This window comes from Bradyrhizobium sp. LHD-71, assembly GCF_031157255.1.
In the GTDB taxonomy this organism is placed as follows: domain Bacteria; phylum Pseudomonadota; class Alphaproteobacteria; order Rhizobiales; family Xanthobacteraceae; genus P52-10.
This window is the reverse complement of the sequence record NZ_JAVIFX010000052.1, coordinates 1-24,385: the sequence shown is the minus strand read 5'-3', so window position 1 is coordinate 24,385 and position 24,385 is coordinate 1. Positions and strand designations below refer to the sequence as shown.

At 61.7% G+C, this 24,385-nt stretch carries 23 protein-coding genes; 13 read left to right on the top strand and 10 right to left on the bottom strand.

The window, feature by feature from the left end:
* Positions 1-3: 3 nt before the first annotated feature.
* On the bottom strand, positions 4-1,659 hold the full coding sequence (locus RCO31_RS33750; RefSeq protein ID WP_308972775.1) for an NAD(P)/FAD-dependent oxidoreductase: 1,656 nt from the start codon (positions 1,657-1,659) through the stop codon (positions 4-6).
* Between the two features lie 266 nt (positions 1,660-1,925).
* Here RCO31_RS33750 and RCO31_RS33745 point away from each other — a divergent pair, with 266 nt between their 5' ends.
* Positions 1,926-3,059: a nitronate monooxygenase gene (locus RCO31_RS33745; RefSeq protein WP_308972774.1), complete on the top strand. Its 1,134-nt coding sequence runs from the start codon at positions 1,926-1,928 to the stop codon at positions 3,057-3,059.
* Positions 3,060-3,299: 240 nt separating this feature from the next.
* Here the strand turns inward: RCO31_RS33745 and RCO31_RS33740 are convergent, their stop codons facing one another.
* Complete coding sequence (locus tag RCO31_RS33740) at positions 3,300-4,508, bottom strand: mandelate racemase/muconate lactonizing enzyme family protein (protein WP_374991574.1); 1,209 nt, start codon at positions 4,506-4,508, stop codon at positions 3,300-3,302.
* Between the two features lie 165 nt (positions 4,509-4,673).
* On the bottom strand, positions 4,674-6,104 hold the full coding sequence (locus RCO31_RS33735; protein ID WP_308972772.1) for an aldehyde dehydrogenase family protein: 1,431 nt from the start codon (positions 6,102-6,104) through the stop codon (positions 4,674-4,676).
* 352 nt (positions 6,105-6,456) lie between these two features.
* Here RCO31_RS33735 and RCO31_RS33730 point away from each other — a divergent pair, with 352 nt between their 5' ends.
* Positions 6,457-7,800, top strand: a complete 1,344-nt coding sequence (locus RCO31_RS33730) for an LLM class flavin-dependent oxidoreductase (RefSeq protein WP_308972771.1) — start codon at positions 6,457-6,459, stop codon at positions 7,798-7,800.
* Positions 7,801-7,992: 192 nt separating this feature from the next.
* Here RCO31_RS33730 and RCO31_RS33725 read toward each other — a convergent pair whose 3' ends face one another.
* The gene (locus RCO31_RS33725; protein ID WP_308972770.1) at positions 7,993-8,811 is read right to left on the bottom strand and encodes a helix-turn-helix transcriptional regulator; all 819 of its coding nucleotides are present in this window, start codon (positions 8,809-8,811) and stop codon (positions 7,993-7,995) included.
* A gap of 64 nt (positions 8,812-8,875) precedes the next feature.
* On the opposite strand from RCO31_RS33725, the gene RCO31_RS33720 reads away from it, so the two are divergent.
* The 8 genes from RCO31_RS33720 (at position 8,876) to RCO31_RS33685 (ending at position 16,534) form a co-directional block, all read left to right on the top strand.
* On the top strand, positions 8,876-10,063 hold the full coding sequence (locus RCO31_RS33720; protein ID WP_308972769.1) for an MFS transporter: 1,188 nt from the start codon (positions 8,876-8,878) through the stop codon (positions 10,061-10,063).
* A gap of 135 nt (positions 10,064-10,198) precedes the next feature.
* A complete protein-coding gene (locus RCO31_RS33715; protein WP_308972768.1) occupies positions 10,199-10,831 on the top strand; it encodes a hypothetical protein in 633 nt (210 codons plus the stop codon).
* A 115-nt stretch (positions 10,832-10,946) separates the two neighbouring features.
* Positions 10,947-11,642 (top strand): hemolysin III family protein, encoded by a 696-nt coding sequence (locus tag RCO31_RS33710; protein WP_308972767.1) that lies wholly within the window; start codon positions 10,947-10,949, stop codon positions 11,640-11,642.
* A 107-nt stretch (positions 11,643-11,749) separates the two neighbouring features.
* Positions 11,750-12,361: a glutathione S-transferase gene (locus tag RCO31_RS33705; protein WP_308972766.1), complete on the top strand. Its 612-nt coding sequence runs from the start codon at positions 11,750-11,752 to the stop codon at positions 12,359-12,361.
* 174 nt (positions 12,362-12,535) lie between these two features.
* Positions 12,536-12,988 carry a tripartite tricarboxylate transporter TctB family protein gene (locus RCO31_RS33700; protein ID WP_308972765.1) on the top strand — a complete coding sequence of 151 codons (453 nt, stop codon included), beginning with the start codon at positions 12,536-12,538 and terminating at the stop codon, positions 12,986-12,988.
* The gene (locus tag RCO31_RS33695; RefSeq protein WP_308972764.1) at positions 12,979-14,487 is read left to right on the top strand and encodes a tripartite tricarboxylate transporter permease; all 1,509 of its coding nucleotides are present in this window, start codon (positions 12,979-12,981) and stop codon (positions 14,485-14,487) included. Before RCO31_RS33700 ends, RCO31_RS33695 begins: the two co-directional genes overlap by 10 nt.
* 58 nt (positions 14,488-14,545) lie before the next feature.
* Positions 14,546-15,511, top strand: coding sequence for a tripartite tricarboxylate transporter substrate binding protein (locus RCO31_RS33690; RefSeq protein WP_308972763.1), 966 nt, complete (start codon positions 14,546-14,548; stop codon positions 15,509-15,511).
* A 48-nt stretch (positions 15,512-15,559) separates the two neighbouring features.
* The gene (locus RCO31_RS33685) at positions 15,560-16,534 is read left to right on the top strand and encodes a tripartite tricarboxylate transporter substrate-binding protein (protein ID WP_308972762.1); all 975 of its coding nucleotides are present in this window, start codon (positions 15,560-15,562) and stop codon (positions 16,532-16,534) included.
* Between the two features lie 23 nt (positions 16,535-16,557).
* On the opposite strand, the gene RCO31_RS33680 is transcribed toward RCO31_RS33685, so the two are convergent.
* The 5 genes from RCO31_RS33680 to RCO31_RS33660 all read right to left on the bottom strand — a co-directional run bounded on the left by RCO31_RS33680 (position 16,558) and on the right by RCO31_RS33660 (position 20,187).
* Positions 16,558-17,196: a response regulator transcription factor gene (locus RCO31_RS33680; RefSeq protein ID WP_308972761.1), complete on the bottom strand. Its 639-nt coding sequence runs from the start codon at positions 17,194-17,196 to the stop codon at positions 16,558-16,560.
* A gap of 136 nt (positions 17,197-17,332) precedes the next feature.
* Positions 17,333-17,746: a hypothetical protein gene (locus RCO31_RS33675; RefSeq protein WP_308972760.1), complete on the bottom strand. Its 414-nt coding sequence runs from the start codon at positions 17,744-17,746 to the stop codon at positions 17,333-17,335.
* Between the two features lie 200 nt (positions 17,747-17,946).
* Positions 17,947-18,189, bottom strand: a complete 243-nt coding sequence (locus tag RCO31_RS33670; RefSeq protein WP_308972759.1) for a hypothetical protein — start codon at positions 18,187-18,189, stop codon at positions 17,947-17,949.
* A 363-nt stretch (positions 18,190-18,552) separates the two neighbouring features.
* Positions 18,553-19,233, bottom strand: coding sequence for a response regulator transcription factor (locus tag RCO31_RS33665; RefSeq protein WP_308972758.1), 681 nt, complete (start codon positions 19,231-19,233; stop codon positions 18,553-18,555).
* Positions 19,234-19,302: 69 nt separating this feature from the next.
* Complete coding sequence (locus RCO31_RS33660; RefSeq protein WP_308972757.1) at positions 19,303-20,187, bottom strand: histidine kinase; 885 nt, start codon at positions 20,185-20,187, stop codon at positions 19,303-19,305.
* Between the two features lie 453 nt (positions 20,188-20,640).
* Between RCO31_RS33660 and RCO31_RS33655 the strand changes: the two genes are divergently transcribed.
* The 3 genes from RCO31_RS33655 to RCO31_RS33645 are packed head-to-tail and all read left to right on the top strand — an operon-like array spanning position 20,641 to position 23,248.
* Entirely contained in the window at positions 20,641-20,973 is a 333-nt protein-coding gene (locus tag RCO31_RS33655; protein ID WP_308972756.1) for a hypothetical protein, read from the top strand.
* Entirely contained in the window at positions 20,945-22,732 is a 1,788-nt protein-coding gene (locus tag RCO31_RS33650; RefSeq protein ID WP_308972755.1) for an OmpA family protein, read from the top strand. The genes RCO31_RS33655 and RCO31_RS33650 overlap by 29 nt, the downstream gene beginning before the upstream one ends.
* A gap of 9 nt (positions 22,733-22,741) precedes the next feature.
* On the top strand, positions 22,742-23,248 hold the full coding sequence (locus RCO31_RS33645) for a GTP-binding protein (protein ID WP_308972754.1): 507 nt from the start codon (positions 22,742-22,744) through the stop codon (positions 23,246-23,248).
* Between the two features lie 155 nt (positions 23,249-23,403).
* Here the strand turns inward: RCO31_RS33645 and RCO31_RS33640 are convergent, their stop codons facing one another.
* Complete coding sequence (locus tag RCO31_RS33640; RefSeq protein ID WP_308972753.1) at positions 23,404-24,207, bottom strand: outer membrane beta-barrel protein; 804 nt, start codon at positions 24,205-24,207, stop codon at positions 23,404-23,406.
* Positions 24,208-24,385 lie beyond the last annotated feature (178 nt).

Here is a 24,385-nt window from a genome sequence, read left to right as displayed (position 1 = left end):
CGTCTATTCCGCCGCAGTTGCGACCTGCTTCTGCGGTGTCATGGCAAAGCCCTTGTAATCGCCTGCGGCCACCTTGTTGCAGATCTGCCGGTAGATGTGGACGCCGCCGATATACGGCATGAACACCCGGGGCTTGCCGGGAACATTCGCGCCCATGTACCAGGAGTCTGCCTGCGGGTAGAGCGTCTTGTAGGCAACCTCGTTGACGTGCGCGACCCAGTCCTCCTCCGCCGTCTTCGTCGCTTCCATCGTCCCGATGCCCTTCTCGCGAAGGTGGCTGAGGCAGGCCGTGATCCAGTCGACGTGCTGCTCGATCGAGACAATCATGTTCGACAGCACTGAGGGGCTGCCGGGACCGGTGATGAAGAACAAGTTCGGAAAACCTGCGACCATCAGGCCAAGGTAGGTCTTCGGTCCCTCGGCCCATTTCGACTTCAGGGTGAGGCCTGCACGGCCGCGGATATCGACCTTGGCGAACGATCCGGTCATGGCATCGAAGCCGGTCGCAAAGACGATGGCGTCGAACTCATGCTCGCTGCCACCGGTGATGAGGCCGTTCGGCGTCATTGCCTCGATCGGTGCGTTACGGATATCGATCAGCGTGACGTTGCCGCGGTTGAACGTCTCATAATATTCGGTGTCAAGGCAGATGCGCTTGGTGCCGATCGGATAGGTGGTCGGCTGCAGTAGCGTCGCCACCTTCGGATCCTTGACGATCTCAGCGATCTTGCCGCGCACATACTCAGCGGCGGTGTCGTTGGCCGTCTTGTCCAGCGCCAGGTTGTTGTAGGAGGCCATGAAGTGCAGGCCGCCGCGTTCCCATTCCTCATCATAGACCTTTTTTCGGTCATCCGGCGTGTCTTCGAGCGCACCCTTGGTCGGCATTGCACCGACCACGCCGTTCCGGCTCTCCTCCCGAGCGCGCCGACGCAGCTCCGGATAATCGTCCTTCCATGATTTCTGGTACTCGGCCGTCAGGTCGTGGTTGCGCGCGGGGATCGAGAAGTTCGGCGTACGCTGAAACACGGTGACGTGCTTGGCCTGTTCGGCGATCACAGGGATGGACTGGATCGCCGATGAGCCAGTGCCGATCACGCCGACCCGCAGCCCTGTGAAGTCCACACCCTCATGGGGCCAGTGGCCCGTGTGATAGGTCTTGCCTTTGAAGCTCGCCAATCCCTTGAAATCGGGCGTGCGTGCGTTGGAAAGCGATCCAGTCGCCATGATGACGTGTTGCGCTGAATAGTGCTTGCCATCGTCGGTCGCGACCGTCCAGCGGTCGGTGCTCTCATCGAAGACAGCGGAGCTGACGCGGGTGTTGAACTGGATGTCCGGACGCAGGTTGAACCGGTCCGCAACGTGATTGGCGTATTTCAGGATCTCCGGCTGGGCCGCAAAGCGCTCGGTCCACTCCCATTGCTGCTGCAACTCGTCGGAGAACGAATACGAATACTGCATGCTCTCGATGTCGCAGCGCGCGCCGGGATAGCGATTCCAGTACCAGGTCCCGCCGACGCCGCTGCCCTGCTCGAAGACGCGCGCCGATAGGCCGAGCCCGCGCAGCCGGTGCAACAGGTACATGCCGGCAAAGCCTGCGCCGACGACAATTACGTCGTAGCTCTTGGCCACCGGCGTGGCATCGCGTTGGATCTCGGTCATTCCAAGCTCTCCGCGTTTCCTTGACATAGCGGGCGTCTGCGCCAGCCAACTTATTGTTTGTCAGAACATTTCTACGCGTCTGGAGAAAGCGCAAGGGACATAAGCGCAGACCAGCCCGCTTGCGGCGCAAGTCGGGGGCCGCGCCATTAGCCCAGCAGCGGCGGCGAACTGCCGGAACTGCTTAAGAAATTCGCTCACTTTGGAGTCTTGGCAGCCGCCCGCGGGATGGTTAGCGTTCGGCACAAGAAAAATTCCGGGAGGCCGCCATGAAGAGTCCAATTTGCGAGATGCTCGGCATCGATTTTCCACTGGTGGCCTTCAGCCATTGCCGTGACGTGGTGGCCGCCGTGAGCAGGGCGGGTGGTTTTGGCGTGTTCGGCGCAGCCAACCAGTCGCCGGAATCGATCGACCAGGAGCTGAAGTGGATCGACGATCATGTCGACGGGAAGCCGTACGGTATCGACGTTCTGATCCCGGAGAACATGGCGACCGCGGGCGAAAAGAACGTCACCTACAACAGCCTCGAGAGCCGGGTGCCGCCGCAGCATCGCAAGTACGCCAAGGATCTGCTGGCGAAGTACGGAATTGAGTTCGACTATACGCGCGCGCCGAACGACCGGCCGCAGCCGTTCGACCCCGCCCGTGCGATTGACGTGCTCGAGGCGGCATTCGCGCATCCGATCAGGCTGATCGCCAACGCGCTCGGGGTGCCGCCGTCGCAGATGATCGAGATGGGTCGCAAGCACGAGGTGCCGGTCGCAGCCCTTGTCGGCGCGAAGGAGCACGCGCTGCGACAGGTTGCGGCGGGTGTGGACATCCTTGTCGTGCAGGGCGGGGAGGCGGGCGGCCATTGCGGCGAGGTGTCGACCATCGTGCTCGTTCCGGAGGTGGTGAGGGCGATCAAGCCGATCCGCGACGTGCCGGTGCTTGCGGCCGGCGGCATCATGAACGGCCGCCAGATGGCGGCCTGCATGGCGATGGGAGCGGCTGGCGTGTGGACCGGCTCGGTGTGGCTCGCGACCGTCGAGTCCGAGACGAGCGAGATCTTCCGCGAGAAGATGATTGCCGCCTCATCGCGTGATGCGGTGCGCTCACGCGGCCGCACCGGAAAGCCGGCGCGGCAGTTGCGGTCAGTCTGGACCGACGCCTGGGACCGCAGTCCGGACAGCCCGGGTGCCCTGCCGATGCCGCTGCAGACCCTCGTCAGCACCGAGGCCTTCCGCGCCATCGACCGCGCCGCCGCGGGCGGAAACCAGCGCGCCCGCGAACTCGTCAGCTACTTCGTCGGCCAGGGCGTCGGCATGATCGACGGCGTCAAGTCGGCAGGCTCCGTGGTCCAGGAGTTCAAGGCGGAATTCATCGAAGCCGTCGAACACATGAACGAGCTGGTGGCGGAGTAGACCCCCACCCGTCATTGCGAGGCATAGCCGTTCGAAGAACGGCGTCGCTTCGCTCGCCCCAGCCGTTCGAAGAACGGCGTCGCTTCGCTCGCCCCAGCCGTTCGAAGAACGGCGTCGCTTCGCTCGCCTATGGCGACGAAGCAATCCAGTCTGAGCCAGACGAGAGTGCTGCATCTTTTGTTGCCCGCTTCGCGCGCGGCTGGATTGCTTCGCTTCGCTCGCAATGACGGCGGAGGTTCGCTACTCCTTCCGTCCATAATTCAACAGTCCGCCCTGTCCCTTCGGCGGATGCGCGCGCAGGCCTTCTTCGTTGGGCTCCGTGCCCCAGCCCGGACGGTCCGGTAAAACCAGATGGCCGTCGACGAATTCCGGCACGTGAGTGAACAGTTCGTGGTCCCATGTGAGACGATCGATGTCCGTCTCCATGATGCGCAGGTTCGGCACCGCCGCGCTGAAATGCGCGTTCATCATCGTGCAGAGATGGCCGTAGAAGTTATGCGGCGCGACGTTGACCTCGTAAGCTTCGGCTGCGTTGGCGATCTTCATCGACTGCCACACGCCGTTCCACGGTGTGTCGATGATCGCAACATCCATTGCCTGCTCAGCGAAGTAGGGATTGAATTCGCGCAGGCCCAAGAGCGTCTCGCAGGATGAGATCGGGTGCGGACTGTGACTGCGGATGTAGCCGAGTGCCTGCGGATTGTAGCTGTCGATCTCGATCCAGAACATGTCGAGATCCTTGATCTCACGCAGGATCTTCAGATAGCCCTCGGTCTTGGCATTGAAATTGAGATCGAGCAGGATGTCGACATCGGGACCGGCGCCGTCGCGGATCGCCTCCAGATGCATGCGCAGGTCGTGCAGAACCTTGCGATCGACGTTCAGCTCCGGCTCGAACGGAACGCCAAAGCCGGGACGCCAGCCTTTTGGCTTGCCGTCCGTGTAGGTGAAGATGTTGGTCTTCAGTGCCGTGAATTTCTTCTCGCGGACTTCGCGACCGATCGCCTTGACGCCATCGAGGTCGGTAATCGCCGGCTTGTACCAGTCCGGATGATTGATCCGCCAGGTCGCGCAGTGCGACCAGTAGACCCGAATGCGGTCGCGGATCTTGCCGCCAAGCAATTCGTAGCAGGGGACGCCGAGATGCTTGGCCTTCGCGTCGAGCAGCGCATTCTCGATCGCGCCCATCGCCAGGGCGACCACGCCGCCTGCGGCGGGACGGGTTGCGGCGTAAAGCTCGGCGTAAATCCGTTCGTGCTGACCTGCATTCTGGCCGATGACACGGGTGGAAAGCCGCTGGATCGCGGCACCGACGCCCGGTGCGCCGAAGCCTTCGTCAAATTCGCTCCAACCGACGACACCGCCGTCGGTCGTCACCTTCACGAAATGATAATTGCGCCAGCCGGCGTCGCATGAGAGCAGTTCGACCTTGCTGATTTTCAAGCTCATCATTTCCTCCGGACGCCCTTTTTCAAGCAGTCGGGCTTGCCGCCACTATGCGGCTTGAACGTGACGATTGCGAGAGGAGGGATGCGTCGCCTTGCACGGGCTGACAAAACAAAGCGCCGGGGCGAGTGCCCCGGCGCTTGGCTCTTTTTTTGACGCCCTTAAGACTTACGCAGCAGTGGCGCCGGCGATCGCTTTCACCTCGAGGAATTCCTCGAGACCGAACTTGCCCCACTCGCGGCCGTTTCCGGACTGCTTGTAGCCGCCGAACGGTGCGGTCCGCTCATTCGGAACGCCGTTCAGGTTGACGTTGCCGGCGCGGATCTGACGGCCAACGCGCTTTGCGCTTTCAACGCTGCCAGCAGAGACGTAGCCGGCGAGGCCGTACGGCGTGTCGTTGGCAATCTTGACGGCCTCTGCCTCGTCCTTCGCGCCAAGGATGGTGATGACCGGCCCGAAGATCTCTTCGCGCGCGATCGTCATGTCGTTGGTCACGTCGGCGAACACCGTCGGACGGACGTAGAAGCCCTTGTTGACGCCTTCGGGCAGGCCCGGACCGCCGGCGACCAGCGTCGCACCTTCGTCGATGCCCTTCTTGATCAGCGTCTGGATCTTGTCCCACTGCGTGCGGTTGACCACCGGGCCGATGTTGGTGTCCGCCGCCTTCGGGTCACCGGCCTTGGTCTTTTCCGCGACGGCCTTGGCGATCGCTGCGACTTCCTTCATCCGCGCGGCCGGCACGATCATGCGGGTCGGTGCGTTGCAGGACTGGCCGGAGTTGTTGAACACATGCGCAACGCCGCCCGCGACCGCCTTGTTGAAGTCGGCGTCGTCGAGAATGACGTTCGGCGACTTGCCGCCGAGTTCCTGGCTGACGCGCTTGACGGTGTTGGCGGCGCGCTTGGCGACATCGATGCCGGCCCGGGTCGAACCGGTGAACGAGATCATGTCGATGCCGTGATGCTCGCTCATGGCAACGCCCACTTCGGGACCGAGACCGTTGACCAGGTTGAACACGCCCTTGGGCACGCCGGCTTCATGCAGGATTTCGGCGAAGATCAGCGCCGAGGTCGGGGTGAACTCGGAGGGCTTCAGGATCATGGTGCAGCCGGCGGCGATCGCAGGCGCGACCTTGCAGGCGATCTGGTTCAGCGGCCAGTTCCATGGGGTGATCATGCCGATCACGCCGACCGGCTCGCGCACGACCACGGCGGAACCGACCGTCTCTTCGAAGTGGTAGTCCTTCAGGACCTGCAGCGTGGACGCCAGATGGCCGAGGCCTGCGGCGGCCTGCGCACGCTCGGCCAGCGTCATCGGCGCGCCCATTTCGTCGGAGATGGCGGTGGCGATCTCCTTGGCGCGGGCCTTGTAGGCTTCGATGATCTTGCTGAGCAGCTCGATCCGCTCCTCGCGGCTTGTAACCGAGAAGGTCTCGAAAGCTTTGCGCGCAGCGGCGACGGCCTTGTCCACATCAGCCTTCGAGCCGACGGCGACCTCGTACATCGCCTCTTCGGTGGCTGGATTGACGACCGGCACAGTCTTCTTGACCGCCGGATCCACCCAGGCGCCGTCGATATAGAATTTCAATCTGTTGACCATCGCATACCTCTCGACTTGAAAGCTTCCTCAAGCCCCGTCGCGGGATTGTCGGTTCAGTCCTCGTTCCCGGCAGGGATTTTTCCGGCTCGCGGCCGCCGTCCGCGGCGTGAGCGGCAAAGGGGTGAATGCCTCGTCAGGCGAGAGGATATTGGTTCTTTCCGGATCAGAAAGCAATCCGCTCTCGCAATCCGATTGCGGCTGATAGAATAATTCTGCGCAGGCCGGCATAGACCGCATAGACGGACACGCGGCGGCTTGCGCGCCGTCGTCCCCTTGACGTGCCGTCGTCCCCTTGACGTTGAGGCGGCGTGGAATACGTGCTCAACATCGACAACGTCAGGGGCCTTGGCCGATGAGCAAACGTCAACTCAAGCTTGGCGCGTTCATGCGCCCGATCAGCATCCACACCGGGGCCTGGCGCTATCCCGGAGCATTTCCTGACGCCAACTTCAACTTTTCGCATATCAAACGTTTCATCCAGAAGCTGGAATATGGAAAGTTCGACGCCTTCTTCATGGCTGATCACCTGGCCGTGCTGAACATGCCGATCGATGCACTGAAGCGCAGCCATACGGTGACGTCGTTCGAACCATTCACACTGCTGTCGGCTTTGGCCGGGGCGACCGAGCGCATCGGTCTTGTGGCGACCGCATCAACAACATTTGATACACCTTATCACATCGCGCGCCGCTTTGCCTCGCTCGATCACATCAGCGGTGGCCGCGCCGGCTGGAACATCGTCACGACGTCAAATCCGGATGCCGCGCTGAACTTTGGCCTCGACGACCATGTGGATCACGACGAGCGCTACGTCCGAGCGCGCGAGTTCTATGATGTCGTGACAGGCCTGTGGGATTCGTTCGCCGACGATGCGTTCGTGCGCGACGTGGAATCCGGCCTCTACTTCGATCCGACGCGGATGCACACGCTTAATCACAAGGGCAAGTACTTGTCCGTACGTGGGCCGTTGAACATTGCGCGGCCGATCCAGGGCTGGCCGGTGATCGTGCAGGCGGGAGCGTCAGAACCAGGCAAGCAACTGGCGGCGGAAACTGCAGAACTGGTGTTCGCCGCCGGCGGTAATCTGACGGCTGCAAAGGCGTTCTACGCCGACGTCAAGGGCAGGCTCGACAAGCTCGGCCGTGATCGCGATCACCTGAAGATCCTGCCCGGTGCATTCGTCGTCGTAGGCGACAGCGAGGATGAGGCGAAGGAGAAACTCGCCACGCTCGACGGCCGTGTGCATTACGACAACGGGATTTCGTCCCTCTCCATCGCGATCGGCCACGACGCCTCGAAGTTCGATCCGGATGGACCGTTGCCGGAGATTCCCGAGAGCAACGCCAGCAAGAGCGCGCGCGACCGGGTAATCGAGATGGCGAAACGCGAGAAGCTCACCGTGCGTCAGCTGGCGCGGCGGCTTGGCGGCTACGCCGGCTCGAAATTTCTCGGCACGCCGAAGATGATTGCCGACCAGATGGAGCAATGGCTGGTCGAGGAGGGCTCCGACGGGTTCAATGTCATGTTCCCGTATCTGCCTGGCGGCCTCGACGACTTCGTCGACAAGGTGATCCCCGAGCTGCAGCGGCGCGGCATCTTCCGGAAGGAGTACGAAGGCCCGACGCTGCGCGACAACCTCGGACTGCCGCGGCCTGAAAACCGCTTCTTCCCGACCCGCCAGGCGGCGGCGGAGTAGCTACCGTCATTGCGAGGCGTAGCCGTTCGAAGAACGGCGTCGCTTCGCTCGCCGCTAGCTGTTCGAAGAACGGCGTCGCTTCGCTCGCCTATGGCGACGAAGCAATCCAGTCTGAGCTGGCTGCGGATGCTGCATCTGTGTTGCGCGCTCCCGCGCGCGGCCGGATTGCTTCGCTTCGCTCGCAATGACGACTCACGCCTTTTCGTCCTTCCGCGACAGAAACGCCGTCGGCGTCTCGCCCGTGACGTCGCGAAACGCAAAGCTGAATGCCGCGGTCGACGAGAAGCCAAGCGCCGCCGCGACCTGCTTGATCGAGACGCCCGGCTGTCCGAGTCGTTCGATCGCTGCGATCACACGTGCGCGCTGCTTCCAGGACTTCAAAGTGAGTTTCGTCTGCGCGGGAAACAAGCGTGTTAGCGTCCGGCCTGAGATACCCGCCTCGGCGGCGAGCTCTTCCAGATCGCGATCCGCGGTCGGATCACCGAGGATGATGTTGGCAACCTGACGCGCCTTGGGATGCTGCGGCATCGGCATGAATGTAGATGCGTCGCCCGCGTCGCGCAGGTCCATGACGACGAGGCGGGCGAGCGTCAGCTTGCGTGCGGTGTCGCATTGCGGTTCGAACATGGCGAGGACCGCCTCGCGCATCAGCGCGCCGACACGCACCACGAATTCATTGGCGATCGCGGCACTCACCTTCTGCTTTGCAAGCCAGCGTGACTGGAAGTAAACGGTCCGCATCTCGATGTCGGACAGCACGTCGATCGCATGCTCGAGCCGCGGCGGCACCCAGACCGCGCGCTCGGGTGGCACCAGCCATACACCGCGCGGCGTCTGCACCTGCATGACGCCCTTGGCCGCGAACACAAGCTGCGCCTCGCGATGCATGTGCGGATCGAGCCGCACGCCGCTGCGGTAGCTGCGCGCCAGGATTTCGACGCCGCCTGCGCCGGGGCGCGGACGGACCGGAACGAGTGTTGGCGTCTTACTTGGCGTTTTGGCGATGTTCATTGGCAACACGTCGATGAAGCGCCAGCTTATGCTTTCGGCACTGATTTGCAATGCCGGACCTGCCATGAACCGCCCACAGACCGTCATCACCTACGTCAATATCGCGCACTTCATCGATCACTACGCCATGCTGATTTTCGCTGCCGCCGTGATCCTGATGGGACCGGCATTCGGTCTCGGCTATGCCGAGATGCTTCCCTACGCGACACCCGGCTTCGTCGCCTTCGGCGCGGGGTCGCTTGCCACCGGTTGGCTCGGCGACCGCTGGAGCCGGCGGCACATGATGGCGATCTTCTTCATCGGCATTGGGCTCAGCATGATCAGCGTCGGTTTCGTGCAGACTCCGCTGCAGCTTGGCGCGGCCCTGTTCGCGATCGGTATCTTCGCGTCGATCTATCATCCGGTCGGCACGGCGATGATCGTCTCCTACGCGCAGCAGATCGGCCGCGAGGTCGGCATCAATGGCGTGTGGGGTAACCTTGGCGTCGCGTCGTCCGCGCTCGTGACCGGCGTAGTTGCCCAATATCTTGGATGGCGCTGGGCGTTCGTCGTGCCGGGGCTCGCTACTGCAGCCATCGGCATCGCCTTCATGCTGGCCGTCCGCCACGAGGTACGTTCCGGCCATAAGACGGAACAGGCGACCGCACGCGTCGCCAAGAAGGACATGTGGCGGGTGTTCGCGTCGCTCCTGATCGCCGTGCTCGCGTCCTCGACCACGTTCAATGCCGTCACCGTCGCACTGCCCAAGCTGTTCGCCGAGCGTCTGACCGAGCTGACGACGAACCCGGCGCTGCTCGGCTTGATCACGGCCGGCGTCTACGTGTTTGGCGCGCTGACGCAATACAATGTAGGCAAGCTGATCGACCGCCACTCGCTGAAGCAGATCTTCTTGGGACTGGCCCTGTTGCCTGCGCCGCTGCTGTACGGTGCGGCGGTGCTGAACAACGTTCCGCTCCTCGTGGTCTCGATCGGCATCGTCATGGGTATGTTCGGTCTCGTCACCGTCAATGACGCGATGGTCGGCAAGTACACCGCCGACGAATGGCGGGCGCGCGCCTATTCCGTGCGCTACTTCATCGGCTTCACCGCAGCGGGCGTCGCGGTCGGTATGATTGCGTGGCTGCATGAGATCGGCGGTTTTACGCTGACGCTCAAGGTGTTTGCCGGGCTCTGCGCCTTCATCATCGTCGCTGCGCTGTTGTTTCCGGCCGATCAGCGCAGACAGGGCTACGCCGCTCAACCGGCTGAATGACCGGCGTCGTCAGCAGGTCCGCGTTTCGCAGCGGAATCGCGATAGATGCAGCCGCGCCACGCCGGCGCAATTTCTGGTGGTCTTGAGGCGCTCGGGCCTTGGCATGGTGAAAGTCGGTCCGCTAGTTTCCGCGGCATGATTTTTCACCTGAAGCACGTCTTCGTCGCGGCGCTGTCGCTCGCTGCAATCACAGGCTTCGTCACACCGTCGCGGGCGATCGAGATGACCGCCGGTATTTCCGCGCTTTATGAAAGCGTGTCGATCTATCCGCCGAGCGGAAGCTCGATGACCGTGTGCTACGGTTTTGTCTGCCGGCGCAGGGCGGAGTTCGAATTCACGGCTGCCGACAAGAAGGCGCTCGAAGCGATCATGGCCAAGGGCAAGGCGTCTGCCGCAGCGGAACGCGCTGCCGTCCAGAGCGCGGTGGTCTGGTGGGACAAGCGGCTCGGGCCGGTGCTTGGCACCACCACTCGCGTTCCGCGCGCCGATTTCCGGCACAATGCAGACAAGTCCAACTATGATTGCTGGGACACCACCCGCAACATCACCTCGTTGCTGCTCTTGTTGCAGGACTGGGGTTATCTCCGCCACCACACGGTCGCTGATCCTCGCTATCGCGGCAACGTGCTGGTGCTGCAGACGCCACATAACACGCCCGTGATCAAGGAACGGGCAGGCGGCGGCGAGTGGGCCGTCGACATGTGGACCGTCGGTTATGCGCAGCCGCCGCAAGTCATGACGGTTGCCCAATGGATGACGGAAGACTGACGGAAGTTTGAGCGTCTCCTGACATCAAATTATCATATCATTTGGCCATCAGTTGTTCGCAACGTCGAATGTTGACGTTGTGGTTTGTTAATCGGACTCCGGCCAAGCTTCCTGCATGACACCGTTTCAGTTGAAAGAGTTCGCTTCGCGCACCTTGCACGGTGCGCCGCCGGGCGTCCGATGGAATTATGATCGTCACGAGCTGCTGGCCGACGGCATCGTGCACGCGATCGGTGTCGGTCTCGGTCTGGTCGCGGCGATCGTGTTGATCGTTCTCGCCTGCCATTTCGCGACGGTGGCTGACATTGTGGCGGTCTCGATCTATGCTGCCGGCCTGATCACGATGCTGGCGCTCTCGGCCACCTACAATCTGTTTCCGGTGTCACGCTGGAAATGGATCCTGCGACGCTTCGATCACTCGGCGATCTACGCGCTGATCGCGGCAACCTATACGCCGTTCATTGCCCAGATGGAGATGAGCGTTACCTCGGTGGCGTTGATGATGGGTGTATGGACGATCGCAGCCGTCGGCATTGTCCTGAAACTGTTCTTCCCCGGTCGCTTCGACCGGTTGGCGATCGGCCTTTATCTGGCGATGGGCTGGAGCGGCGTGATGGTCTACGAAGTGATCGCCGACGCGCTGCCGAAACTGACATTGTGGCTGATTGCGATCGGCGGTGTGCTCTACTCGGCAGGCGTCATCTTCCATGTCTGGGAACGTCTCAAATATCAGAACGCGATCTGGCATGGCTTTGTGCTGGTTGCCGCCTCCTTCCACTACGCGGCGGTGCTCGACCTGATTCTCGTTTAAGAACGGCACCGCGCGACCCCTTCCGCTGACCATCCAATTTCGTTTACGCTGCGGCCGCCAGCACGGGCGCCTAAGCCTTCATACATGTGCCGCGAGGGGGAACGAAAATGAAGCTGTACGATTCCGTTGGGCCAAATCCTCACGTCGTCCGCATGTTTCTTGCAGAGAAAGGCATTTCGCTTCCGATCGAAGTCGTCGATCTCCGTGCCGGCGACAATCGCAAGGAGCCGCACCTGTCGCGCAATCCGCACGGCCAGATGCCGACGCTCGAGCTCGACAATGGCAGCTTCGTTTCCGAGATCGTCCCGATCTGCGAGTATCTGGAAGAGAAACATCCATCGCCGGTCTTGATTGGAGCGACCGCGGAGGAACGTGCTGAGTGTCGCATGTGGACGCGCCGTGTCGATCTCAATATCTGTGAGCCGCTGGCGAACGGCTTTCGCTTCGCTGAAGGACTAAAATTCTTTGAAAGCCGCATTGTCACGGTGCCGGAAGCCGCACCGGGGCTGAAGAAGATGGCAGCGAACCGGCTCGCATGGCTGGACGGACAGATGGAAGGCAGGGAGTTCATTTGCGGCAAGCGGTTCACGCTCGCCGATATCCTCCTGTTCTGCATGGTTGGCTTCTTTGCCAAGGTCGGCCAGCCGCTCGATCCGGCCAACAAAAACATCGCCGCATGGTTCGAACGCGTGAAGGCGCGGCCTTCCACCAACGCCTGATTGTACGCTTTCGCTCGTATTGCGTCGCTTGCGCGTTGATTGTACCCATTGGCAAACGCGCGACCATAACAGGGACAATGCGGTCGCGGGAGTGAAGCCCGCGCCGGCCCTGCGTGACATCACTTGATCGAACAGTAGCCGCCTTCGTGTGGTCCAGGGAGGGACTGCCCGCCAATGCGAATTCGAATAAAGAGCAGCCAGGATTTTGCGACCGGTCTGCTGTTTCTGATTATCGGGATCGGCGCCTTCTACATCGGCTCGACCTACAACATGGGCACGCCGCAGCGCCCAGGCACCGGCGTGCTGCCGCGCATCCTCGCGTGGTGCCTGATCGGCACGGGCGCTCTGATGTGGATCAAAGCGTTCGTCGCCGAAGGCGCGGGAATCGAAAAATTCGCCTGGCGACCGTTGGTCATGGTGACGCTCGCGGTCACCGCGTTCTCGCTTCTGATCGATCGCGCCGGACTTGTCGTCGCAATGGTCGTATCGATGACGCTTACGGCGCTTGGCACGCACGAAACGCGCTGGCGCGAGTTCGCGATGTTCATGGTGCTGATGCTGGCGATAGGGATCGGCCTGTTTATCTACGGCCTCGGGATGCCGCTCAAGGTGCTGCCATGGAACTAGGCAATGTGTTCGGCAATCTCGCGCTTGGACTGTCGGTTGCCGTCAGTCTCACGAACCTGTTCTGGTGTTTCGCCGGCACTGTCATCGGTACGGCAATCGGCGTATTGCCGGGCGTGGGGCCCGTGGCGACGCTCGCGCTGCTGCTGCCGATCACCTATCATTTGACGCCGGAAGGCGCGCTGATCATGCTCGCCGGCATCTACTATGGCGCGCAGTACGGCGGCTCGACCACGGCCATTCTTGTGAACCTTCCTGGCGAATCGAGCGCGGTCGTCACCTGTCTCGATGGCTACCAGATGGCAAGGCAAGGCCGCGCCGGCCCGGCGCTCGCCATCGCCGCGCTCGGCTCGTTCTTCGCCGGCTGTGTCGCGACGCTCGTCATCACGCTGGCGGCCCCGCCGCTGACCAAGGTCGCGCAGCAGTTCGCGGCTGCGGATTACTTTTCCTTGATGGTGCTCGGTCTCGTATTCGCCATCGTGCTGGCGCGTGGCTCCGTCATCAAGGCGCTCGGCATGATCTTCATCGGCATGCTGCTCGGTCTTGTCGGTACCGACGTCAACACCGGGAACACGCGCTTTACCTTCGGCATCAGCTATCTGTTCGACGGCATTGGCTTCGTCCCGCTTGCCATGGGTGTGTTCGGCATCGCCGAAATCATCTCCAATCTCACGAGTACGGAGCGGCGCGATCTTGCGAGTGCAAAGATATCGGGGCTGATGCCCTCGCGTGAGGACCTGAAGCAGTCGATCGGGCCAGTGCTGCGCGGCACAGCGCTTGGCAGTTTTCTCGGCCTGTTGCCAGGAGGCGGCGCCACGCTGTCGTCGTTCTCCGCATATACGCTGGAAAAGAAGCTGTCGCGAAATCCGGAGAAGTTTGGCAAGGGCGCGATCGAAGGCGTCGCCGCGCCGGAGAGCGCCAACAATGCCGCATCACAAACCTCGTTCATTCCGATGCTGACGCTCGGCATTCCGTCGAACGCGGTAATGGCGTTGATGATCGGCGGCATGATGATCCACGGCATCATTCCCGGCCCTCAGGTGATGGAGCAGAAGCCGGGACTCGTCTGGGGACTGATCGTCTCCATGTGGATCGGCAACCTGATGCTGATCATCCTCAATCTGCCGCTGATCAGCATCTGGGTGCGTATGCTTCTGGTTCCCTACAGGCTGCTCGCGGTCGCGATCCTGTTCTTTTGCTGCATCGGCACTTACAGCCTGAACAACTCTGCAGAAGAGATCCTCTTCATCGCCTTCTTCGGTGTGGTCGGCTATCTGTTCATTCGGCTGAACTGCGAGCCGGCGCCGTTGCTCCTCGGCTTCATCCTGGGACCGCTGATGGAAGTTTACATGCGCCGCGCAATGCTTCTATCGCGGGGCGACCCGATGGTATTCTTCCAGCGTCCGCTGTCGGTGACGTTCCTGATCCTTGCCGCGTTGCTGCTGCTGATCGTGATCGCGCCCAATATTCGCAAGAAGCGAGAGGTTGCCTTCCAGGAGTGAAGCCGCGGGGGCGGCAGTGAGCGAAAGCTACCAAGAACAACAAGAACGGAGACAGCCAATGCGCCGTCGCGAATTTCTGAAACTCTCAGCCGCCGGGCTGGCCGCCGGCATCTCGACGCGTGCGTCGGCCGCGACATGGCCAGCGCGCCCGGTTAGGATAGTTGTGCCCTATGCTCCGGGCGGTGCAAGCGACATCATTGCTCGCCCATGGGCGGAGGCGCTCAGCCAGGAGCTCGGCCAGCAGTTCGTGGTCGAGAACCGCGGCGGCGCCGGCGGCATGATCGGCTCGGAAGCGGTCATGAAGGCTGCGCCGGATGGTTACAGCTTCCTGCTGACGCCATGCGCGGCGCTGACCATCCTGCCGCTGATGCAGAAGACGCCTTACGATCCGCAAAAGAGCTTTACGCCGGTCGGGCGCATTGGCGATACCATCTCAGGCTTTGTGATCCATCCGGCGGTCGGGCCAAAGAACTTCAAGGAGATGGTGGACTACGCCAAGGCCAACCCCGGCAAGCTCAGCTATGGGTCAGCAGGCAACGCCACGATCACGCACTTTCGGCTGGAGATGCTCAAGTATCGCGCCGGCATCGACATCCTGCACGTGCCCTATCGTGGCAGCGCCGATTCGCTGAACGACCTCCTGGCGAACAATATTCAGATGATGGCCGAAATCAATCCGCTGCCGCATGTAAAGGCAGGCAAGCTGATCCTGCTCAGCATCAATCATCCGAAGCGATCGCCGGAATTCCCGAACGTCCCAACACTGACCGAATGCGGCTATCCGAACTCGGATATGATCAGCTGGTACGCGATCTGGGCGCCGATCGGCACGCCACCCGACATCGTCCAGAAGTTCAATGCGGCGATCGCCAAGATCGGCAGCGGCGATGACATGAAGAAGAAGCTGCAGGCGATCAGCGCCGTCGAGGTTGTCGACAAGCCGGAGGAGACGGCCAAGTTTCTCGGCGAGGAAATTCAGCGCAACGCCGAGCTGATCAAGGCCGCGAACATCAAGCTGGAGTGAGCGCGGTCATCGAGACCCGATAAAAGCAATGCGTGAGGAGGACTGGCAATGAAGCGTCGTGATTTCTTGAAGTTGTCGGCGGCTGCCGTCGCCACCGGCGCTGTCAGCGGACAAGCATCGGCGCAGGCGGCAAGTTGGCCGAACCGACCCGTGAAGCTGATTATCCCTTATGCGCCGGGCGGCGCCAGCGACATCATTGGCCGTCCCTGGGCCGACGCGCTGAGCCAGGCATTCGGCCAGTCGTTCATCATCGAAAACCGTGGCGGCGCCGCCGGCATGATCGGCGTCGAGGCGGCGTCGAAAGCCGCTCCGGACGGTTACACGTTTCTGATGACGCCATCGGCGGCGATGTCCGTGCTGCCGTTGCTGCGGAAGACGCCGTACGACCCCCGGACCAGCTTCGTGCCGGTCTCCCGTATCGGCGACAGCATCGCCGGCTTCGTGATCCATCCCTCGGTGGGGCCGAAGACGTTGCAGGACACCGTCGCCTACGCCAAGCAGAACCCGGGCAAGATCGTCTACGGCTCGGCCGGACTCGGCAGCATCCAGCACATGCGCATCGAGATGCTGAAGTACCGCGCCGGGGTCGACATTCTGCATGTGCCGTATCGTGGCGCCGCAGATGCGCTCAACGACCTGCTGCCGGGCAACATCCACATGATGTGCGAGATCAATCCTCTGCCGCATGTGAAGGCGGGCAGGCTCCACCTGCTTTCCATCAATGCGCCAGAGCGTTCGCCCGAATTCCCGGATGCGCCGACCCTCACCGAATGCGGCTATCCGAACTCCGACCTGCCGAGCTGGTATGCCGTCTGGGCCCCGAAGGGTACCCCGAACGATATCGTCGAGAAGCTGCACGCGAAGATCACGGAAATCACCGGTACCGATGCGATGAAGTCCAAGCTGCGCCAGATCAGCGCTTCGCCGCGCTCCAGCACCATCGCCGAGATGGCGCAGTTCCTCGACAACGACATGAAGAACAACGAAGACCTGATCAAGAACGCGAACATCAAGCTGGAATGATCCGGCGTCTGCTCTGTGCCTCGTCACCGTTCGTCGAGGCGGCGGAGGATCAGCTTTGCCGAGAGAAACGCAGCTTCAGTGCGGTTGCGCGCGCCTAGAGCCCGAAGAACTGCCGTCGTGTGAATCTTGACGGTGCCAGCAGCAATTCCCATTTCTCTCGCGATTTCCTTCGTCGACATTCCCGCTGCGAGCAGCGGCAGGATCTCTCGCTGCCGCGGCGTCAGCTTCGGGGCGGTAGCATGAACGTCTCCGGCAGATTGCACGAAAAGCGCGTTATCCATGATCCAGCCGGGCACGTATATCTTGCCGGAGAGCAAGTCATCGACGCCAATCAGCAGTTCCGCATCTGGCTGCAGCTTGCAAAGAAAGCCGTGGAAGCCTGCCGACAAGAACTTGAATGCGTCGGCCCTCGTCTGGGAGTACGAAATCACCGCAAAGTGCGTTTGTGGATGGATCGATCGGATGCGCTGCAAGGTCCCCGACGAATTGTAACCGAGGCTTGCCGCGTCGATCAGCATTAAATCGAACGACACCTGTGTGACGACAGCCTCCTCTAGCGACTTGGCCTCCATTACGCGAGACTGCGCCAGATGAGTTTCTAACAGCCGTCGAAGTCCGTGACGGTAGACACTGTGCTCGTCAATCACCAGAACGGCATTCAAATGATTGCCTCCGTTACGGAGATGTTCCGACTACTCTGCAATGCGGATGACGGGTGGCGTAGTTGGCTTTGTTCAATGCGGTGATTTTCAGCCCCACGCGCGGGGAGCCGCTTGCGTATGGAGATGGGGCACGCACTCAACATGCGTTCGTCTCGGCCATGGCGGCGCGGCCAACTTCAGTGACAACCAGGAAATCAGACTGTGGTTTGACGGTGACAAAGCCGCGAGCCTGCAGGGCGCCTATCAGCTCCCGCTCTGTCTCGGCAAAATCCAGCAGTAACGCGGTGCCGCTGAAGACAATCGTTCGCATTATGTCGCGTTCGGTCTGGGTGAGGCGGGGGTCGCTGCTAGTGGTCATCTCGGGGGACTCCATTTCGACGAGCCATACGAGCTTGCCATCAGTCGCCGCGCGGCCGCTGGCGATCAGGCGGTCCACGACGCCATCCGCGATAGGGCGCGTCCCGAACCGCCAGCCGCCGCGCGAGCTTCGTTCAAAGGGACTGAACTTGAGCAGCCTGAGATATTTCGAATCGGTCGGGAGCAGCGCCATTGCAACCTCGCTGTGTCTTGGGATTGCGGAGCCCGGCTGATGCATCAGTGCGGCTGAAGCGGCTTGCATCGCGAAGGCGGCAAATCGCAAGAGCCGGCGACGGGCCAACGCCGCAAACGCCTGCCAGCGTTCCGTAGTTCGCCAGATGACGACATGCAGCGATCGTTGTCCTCGAGGGATGCCGATTTCAGAACCGTTCATCATTGCGGTTTGACCGCGCGCGGCGGCTCATCGCTGCGCGCGCAGGATCTATCGAAGTACGGCCAGGTCTGATGCGAGCAGCCATCCATATTAGGACGATCAACAAGCCGGTCCGCCTTGGGCAGCGAAGGTCTGTCACTCTTCTCAATCGACGAGACGAACCCGGGTATGGCAATTACGGCGAAGGCCAGAAGCAGCAGGATAGCGAGCGTTGCGAGTATCTCGAACGCCGCCCAGAGCATCCGGCGTAGCCTCCAGGCATATGCGATTTGATCGGAGGATGTTGCAGGCATGGCCAACGCGCTCCCGGTACTTGGCGTTTGTTGACCCGAATGTAGAAGCGCGGACGTTCGTTAAATGCTGTCGTTCGTCACTTTCCGCAGTGACGAACGTCACGAAAATGCAGGTTCGAGGAGCCGCTTGTCGTTCTTCGCGATACGTCGCTGGCCTTGCCCAGGGACGCGCTTCGGTCTGATGTGCTCCCACGGATAGGCTGGCCGGCTTATCCCCGGCAGATTGCAAGGCTTGTCAGCAGCGGTTGTCCGGGTTTGCGACGAAGGCTGCCGTCCTGTTCGTTGCAGGCGGCCGTGACGAAAGTAATGCCGCTATCGTGGCCGGCGGCGGGCGGCTTTCAGGGCAAGCTCTGTCCTGGATTGCACGTTGAACTTGCCCATGATGCGGCTCACGTAATTTTTCACCGTGCCTTCGGCCAGGAAAATCGTCTCGGCAATGTTCTTGTTACTGCGGCCCTCGGCGACGAGCGTGAGGATTCTCTCTTCGCGCGAGGTCAGCGGCTCGCTCGGCGCGTCATTGTCCGGGAGGCCAATCGCAGGGTGAAGGCTGCGCAAGCCATCCAGCACGGTACGGGCGATCTTCGGCGAGAGGCCAGATTCGCCGCGCTTGACAGCACGAATCGTCGCCAGGATTTCCTCCTCACTTGCGTCCTTCAGGAGATAAGCTTGGGCGCCGGCAGCGATCGCTTCAAAGACGAGATCGTCCGTGTCGAAGGTTGTGAGCACGATGACCTGGGTATCGGCGTGCTCTGCGACAATGCGTCTTGTCGCGGCGATCCCGCCGCCGCGCGGCATTTGCAGGTCCATCAGGACGATGTCAGGTTGCCAGGCACGGACGATTTCAATCGCTTCAACCCCATCTGCCGCTTCTCCGACCACGACGATGTCGGATTCCAGCGACAGCATCGCTGCAAACGCGCGTCGGATCACCGGTTGGTCCTCGGCGACGACCACACGAATGGGATCAGGAGTGCTTGTTTCTTGCGATGACATGACGCTTCTCGCACTGTTCATCGGCGTCGTCATTCTTTCGCGTTGACGCTGACGCCGCCACCTCTGATATCAAAGTCGCAGATTGATAGTGAGTTGCGTTCCGCGTTTCAACGCGCTCTCGATCAGGAGGGTGCCGCCAATCATCGCAAGCTGCTCGCGCATGCCGGTGATGCCATAGTGGCCTATCGTGTAGCTGCTGGGATCAAAGCCCTTTCCCTCGTCGCGCACAATGACTTCGAGACAGCCATTCCCAGTATCCGGCTTGACCTTCGCATCAATGAACCCACGTTCTACTCCGGCGTGCTGCTCGATGTTATGGACGGCTTCTTCCACAACGCGGAAGACCATCTCGGCGCGCTCATCCGCCAGCACGAATGCTCGCGGATCGACGTTCAACTCGATCTGGATATTCTTGCGCAACCGCAACCGTTTGGTCAGACGGCCCAATGCGGCTCCTAGTCCGTCATCTCGCACGGCCTGATAGCGCATGCGGGTGACCGCAGAACGCGCCTCATGCAATCCGGCCAGTGCCGCTTCCTCTGCTCTTTCGAGTTCTTCGACCAGGCGCTCCGGGGCGGCCGTTGCAAGCTTCTTGATAAGCCGGATCTGCGCCAACATCGCAGCCATGGAATGAGCTAATGTGTCGTGCAGATCGCGTGCTATCCTCAGCCGCTCTCTCAGCACCGCTGCGTGTCGATTCTCCTCCGCCATGCGGCCGATTTCGAGATCGCTGGCGTGATCCCCAGCATCGCCAGTAGCCACGCTTACAACGACAAGTGCGGTCAGGATCCCTACGATAAGCGTCGCCGATATGACGGCGAGCAGCGCCTCAGGGCTCAGGAAAGCAGCGATGCCGCCCAAAACTGCAAAGCCAGCGAGCACAGTCAGGATGAGATTTGCGCGAGGAGCGGATGTTCGATTGCAGAATCGAGACTGCCGGTCAAGCGGCCCCATTATTGTCCCCCCGCCCTAAACCCAAGTGCAAACCCAAATGCGAAAATATGTGCTCCCTTGCAACGCATCGTGAAGCGTTCAAAGATGGTAAGATGGCGATACGGTGACGGGCAAGGACGCCGGTTGTGCGATCTGCGCCGCTGGAAGCCGGGGGGCCTCATGCGCCGGGCGCAGTTTTATCATCGGCGCACAACGGCTAAGTACTTGGGACCACACAGCCAACGGCCGAGCGCGTATCGCAGTCGGGCGCGCTCGGTCACTGGACGTTGACATTGGAACCCGTTCTGGACGGGCACGACGGCGGACTGGTATCGGCCGGACGGTCAAGCGAGGGCGGCGGTGTTTGCGCACCTTATTGATGCCTTGACCGGCCGATATCGCTCCAGGCGATATTGTGGTGGGAACTTGCCGCCGCCCGTGTGATAGGGGCGGCATGAGTGAAGGAATTGCCGGATGACCAAACCAGTCAGACTTGTACCTTCCGAACAGACCGATGAGGACGCGTCGACAAATACCATCGACAAAGTTCGCGACCTGCTGTTCGGAGAAGCCAAGCGTGAGCACGACGGCCGGATCGCCGAGCTCGACCTGTCGATCAAGGACTTGAACGACCGCGTCGCCGAGCAACTCCGGGCGATCGAGGCCAAAATGGAGGCCATGTCGCAGGCGCTGTCCTCGCGGCAGGATGAGAGTTTGCGCCAGATCGGCGAAATAATCGTTTCCGTTGGTCGCCAGATCTCCTCTCTGGGAAGCGCGCGTGAGCCCGGCCACGATCGCGAGGCCTGATCGTCAGGCCGACCTGGAAACTTTGAGGGGTATCCTGCTCGCCAATGAGCGGGACAGCATCGAGACGTTGCGCCTCGCTCTGAAGGCGCTTGACGATCGCGTTGGCGACGACGATCGTTTCCGGGATTCGATGACGAGGGGACTGGTTGCGGCCTTCCGCGCGGCGGAGGTTTCCCACCATCGCGAACTCGCCGAAGCGCTTTCCCCGCTCGTGCTCTCCGGGATCAGGCGAGAGATCCTCGACTCGCGCGATCTGATGGTTGAGGCGCTCTATCCGATTACAGGCAGGCTCGTCACGACGGCGGTGGCTCGCGCTTTTCGGGGCCTGATCGCCGAGGTCAATGCGAAGCTGGAGGCGGCGGTCTCTCCCGTCAACTGGCGCCGGCGTGCAAAATCGGTTCTGACGGGGCGTCCTCTTGCGGAGATCATCTTATCTGAAACTGCAGGATTTCAGCTCGAGCGCATTCTTCTGATTGATCGCGCGTCCGGCGCGCGGCTGGCGACCTGGACAGCACGCGATGACGAGATACGGGACGATTCCCGGACGGCGCTGATGGGAGGTTTGCTTTCGGCCATTGTCGGCTTCTCGCGAGACGCCTTTGAAGGTGACGGCCACGATCTGAGGGCGCTCGATCTCGGCGACCGTACTGTCATGCTGCGGTCGTCCGCTCGTCGCATTGTTGCGGCCGTCGGGCACGGCGCCGTCGATGGTGGGCTCGAGGCCCGCATTGACACCGCCTTTTTGAACTATCTTGAGAGAAGCGCCAAGGCGGACGACAAGGCAGGGTCGCAGCCGCTGCTTGCGTCGCTCGCATCCGCAGTCGCCCCGCACCCCACTCCCGCCCGTGGCACGGGGGCGCCGGTTCCGCTGCTGATTGTCGCGGCGATCGTGGTTGCTGCGCTGGGCTATTGGGGCTGGCACGCGTTTGAGGCGCAGCGCGCGGAGCAGCGGCTCGACTCTGCCTTGGCGGCTCTGAGCGAGAAGGTGGGGTCCGGAGGCGGCGCACTGACCCTGATGCGTGACGCTTCCGCGCGCACTGTCAAGGCTGTCGGCTTCCTCCCGAGCGAGGCAGCGCGTCGTGATCTGGAGGATGCAATAGCCCGCGAGCTTCCGGGACACCGGCTGCACGCTCATATCGTCACCGCGACGGGTGGACCTGCGTCATTGGACGTCGCCACGGGACTTGTCCCCGCTGGCAAAAGCGATGCGACCGTTGCAGGGCAAAGCGACAGCGCGAAGCTGTCCTATTCGGACCGCATCAACCGTCTGGAAGTGGCAGTTACAGAATTGCGTCAGGATACTCAGGATCGATTGAAGTCGACCGAAGCGCTGGTGAAGGTGGAAGCCGACCGCCTGCGCGCCAAGCTTGACGAGGCGACCAGCAGTTTGCGCGACCCGCGCCACGTGCTGTCCCTCGTGCTTCCGAGTTACGCGGTGTTCTTTGAACAGGGTTCATCGTACCGCGTTCCGGCCGAGGCGGAACGCGACCTTCACGCCGTCGCTTCGCTTCTGAAGGACAAGCCGGGGCCGCGAATACGCGTTGTCGGGTACGGCGACGACCTGGGATCGCGAGCAGCAAACCTCAGGATTGCACGCGCACGCGCTGAACAAGTGGTCTCCGATCTTGTCGCGCGCGGAATAGATCCGGCCAGGCTTCTGCTCGTTGCACGCGACAGCTCGCAGGCGATCGTCGAATCGCATGGCGTCGGCAGCCCCAATCGCCGGGTGACATTCGAGCTGGCCTATATCAGCGAGTGAGCGGGACCAATGACTGGAAAGAAAGTCATGATCCTGGGCGCCGTCGGCGTCGGTAAGAGTTCGCTGTCGCACCGACTGGCGTTCGACAGATTTGAAGGCAATTACAAAGCGACCATCGGGGTCGACATATACAACACCATGGTGGAAGTCGAAGGAGATGACACCGGGACAACCATGCAGTTCGTGTTATGGGATACCGATGGCGATTTTGGCATGAACATCTTTGCCGACACCTATCTGCGCGGAGCTTCCGCTGCCGTCGTTGTCGCTGACGCAACGCGGTCCGCAACCGTTCCCCACCTCAAGAAACTGGTGTTGGGATTCAAGGAGATCTTGCCTGGCCGACCCTGCATTGCGATCCTCAACAAGATCGATCTGCTGACCGCCCCGACATCACTTCGACTTGAAGACTGTGGCTCGCCGGATTTTGCGGTATCGTCCAGCGCACTGACCGGTCAGGGTGTCCGGCCCGCCTTCGCCAGGCTTGCCGCAACGATTCTCCGGCGCGGGTTGTAGCGGATTGCGAGCGGCTCGACCGTTGGACCGCCTTGACCCTTCTGCGCTTACAGCCGGTCAGAACCGGAAGGGCTCATAGCATCAGTTTGGCTTCCAAAAGCAGAAGGGCCGGATCACTCCGACCCTTCGCCACTCAGCTATTCACCCCAAACAAATCAGAAGCGGTAGTTGATGCCGATCTTACCGGTGTGGATGCCCGGATCGCTGTGAGCGTTGGTCCAGGTGCGGCCCGCGGCCCGCCCCGTGCCGCCTGCGATCGCAGACTGGGTCGTGTCGTCGCGCGTCGCGAGATAGACGTATTCGCCCTTCAGGCTCCAGTTGGGCGCGAAAGCCCACTCGATACCGCCGCCGACGGCCCATGTCGTCTGCATGTCGCTGTTGGAGAGGGCCAGCGTCGCGTTGCCGCAGGGCGCGACCACGCAACCGTCGATGAAGCTGTACTCCTTGTCGACGAAGGCCACGCCGCCCTTGGCGTACACGAGCACGCGATCGAATGAATAGCCGAGGCGGCCCGCGATCACGGCATACCAGTCGCCCATGTGGGCGCTGTGGAAGCCATTCGCCGCACCGATCGGCGAATTGATGTCGAGCGCGCTGTCCTTCATCTGCAGATAACCTGCCTCGGCTTCGAGACCGATCACCCACTGCGAGCCGACCGGCTGCCAATTGTAGCCGATGGTGCCGCCGCCGATGAAGCTGGAGCCCAGGTCGTAGCTGCTGGGCAGCCTGGTGTCGTTGTAGGACGCAGTGCCGCTGCGCGGTTCTGTGGACTCTGCATCGCGATCAGCCACAGCGCCACCAACAAAGCCGCCGATGTAGAAGCCAGTCCAGCTGTAGACCTGCACGACCGGCGGAGGCGACAGCGCCTTGGCCGGCATGCGCATGTCGGCAGCCACAGCTGGTGCCGACACTGCGACGACAGCTACTGCGGCGCAGAGGAAGGTGGAAGTCTTATTCATGTAACGCCCTCGACAGTTCAGTTCATTCCAATTAGCGATGACTCGTCGCTGCGGGCCTACTAGAGCATTTCATTGCTTAATTGAATCGGAGGGGATTCCGGTTTTGGGCGATTTGTGATTCAAGATGCTGGCTGGATTGGAGGCCAGCATCGCATGAGCCGACCTCTATCGCTGGATC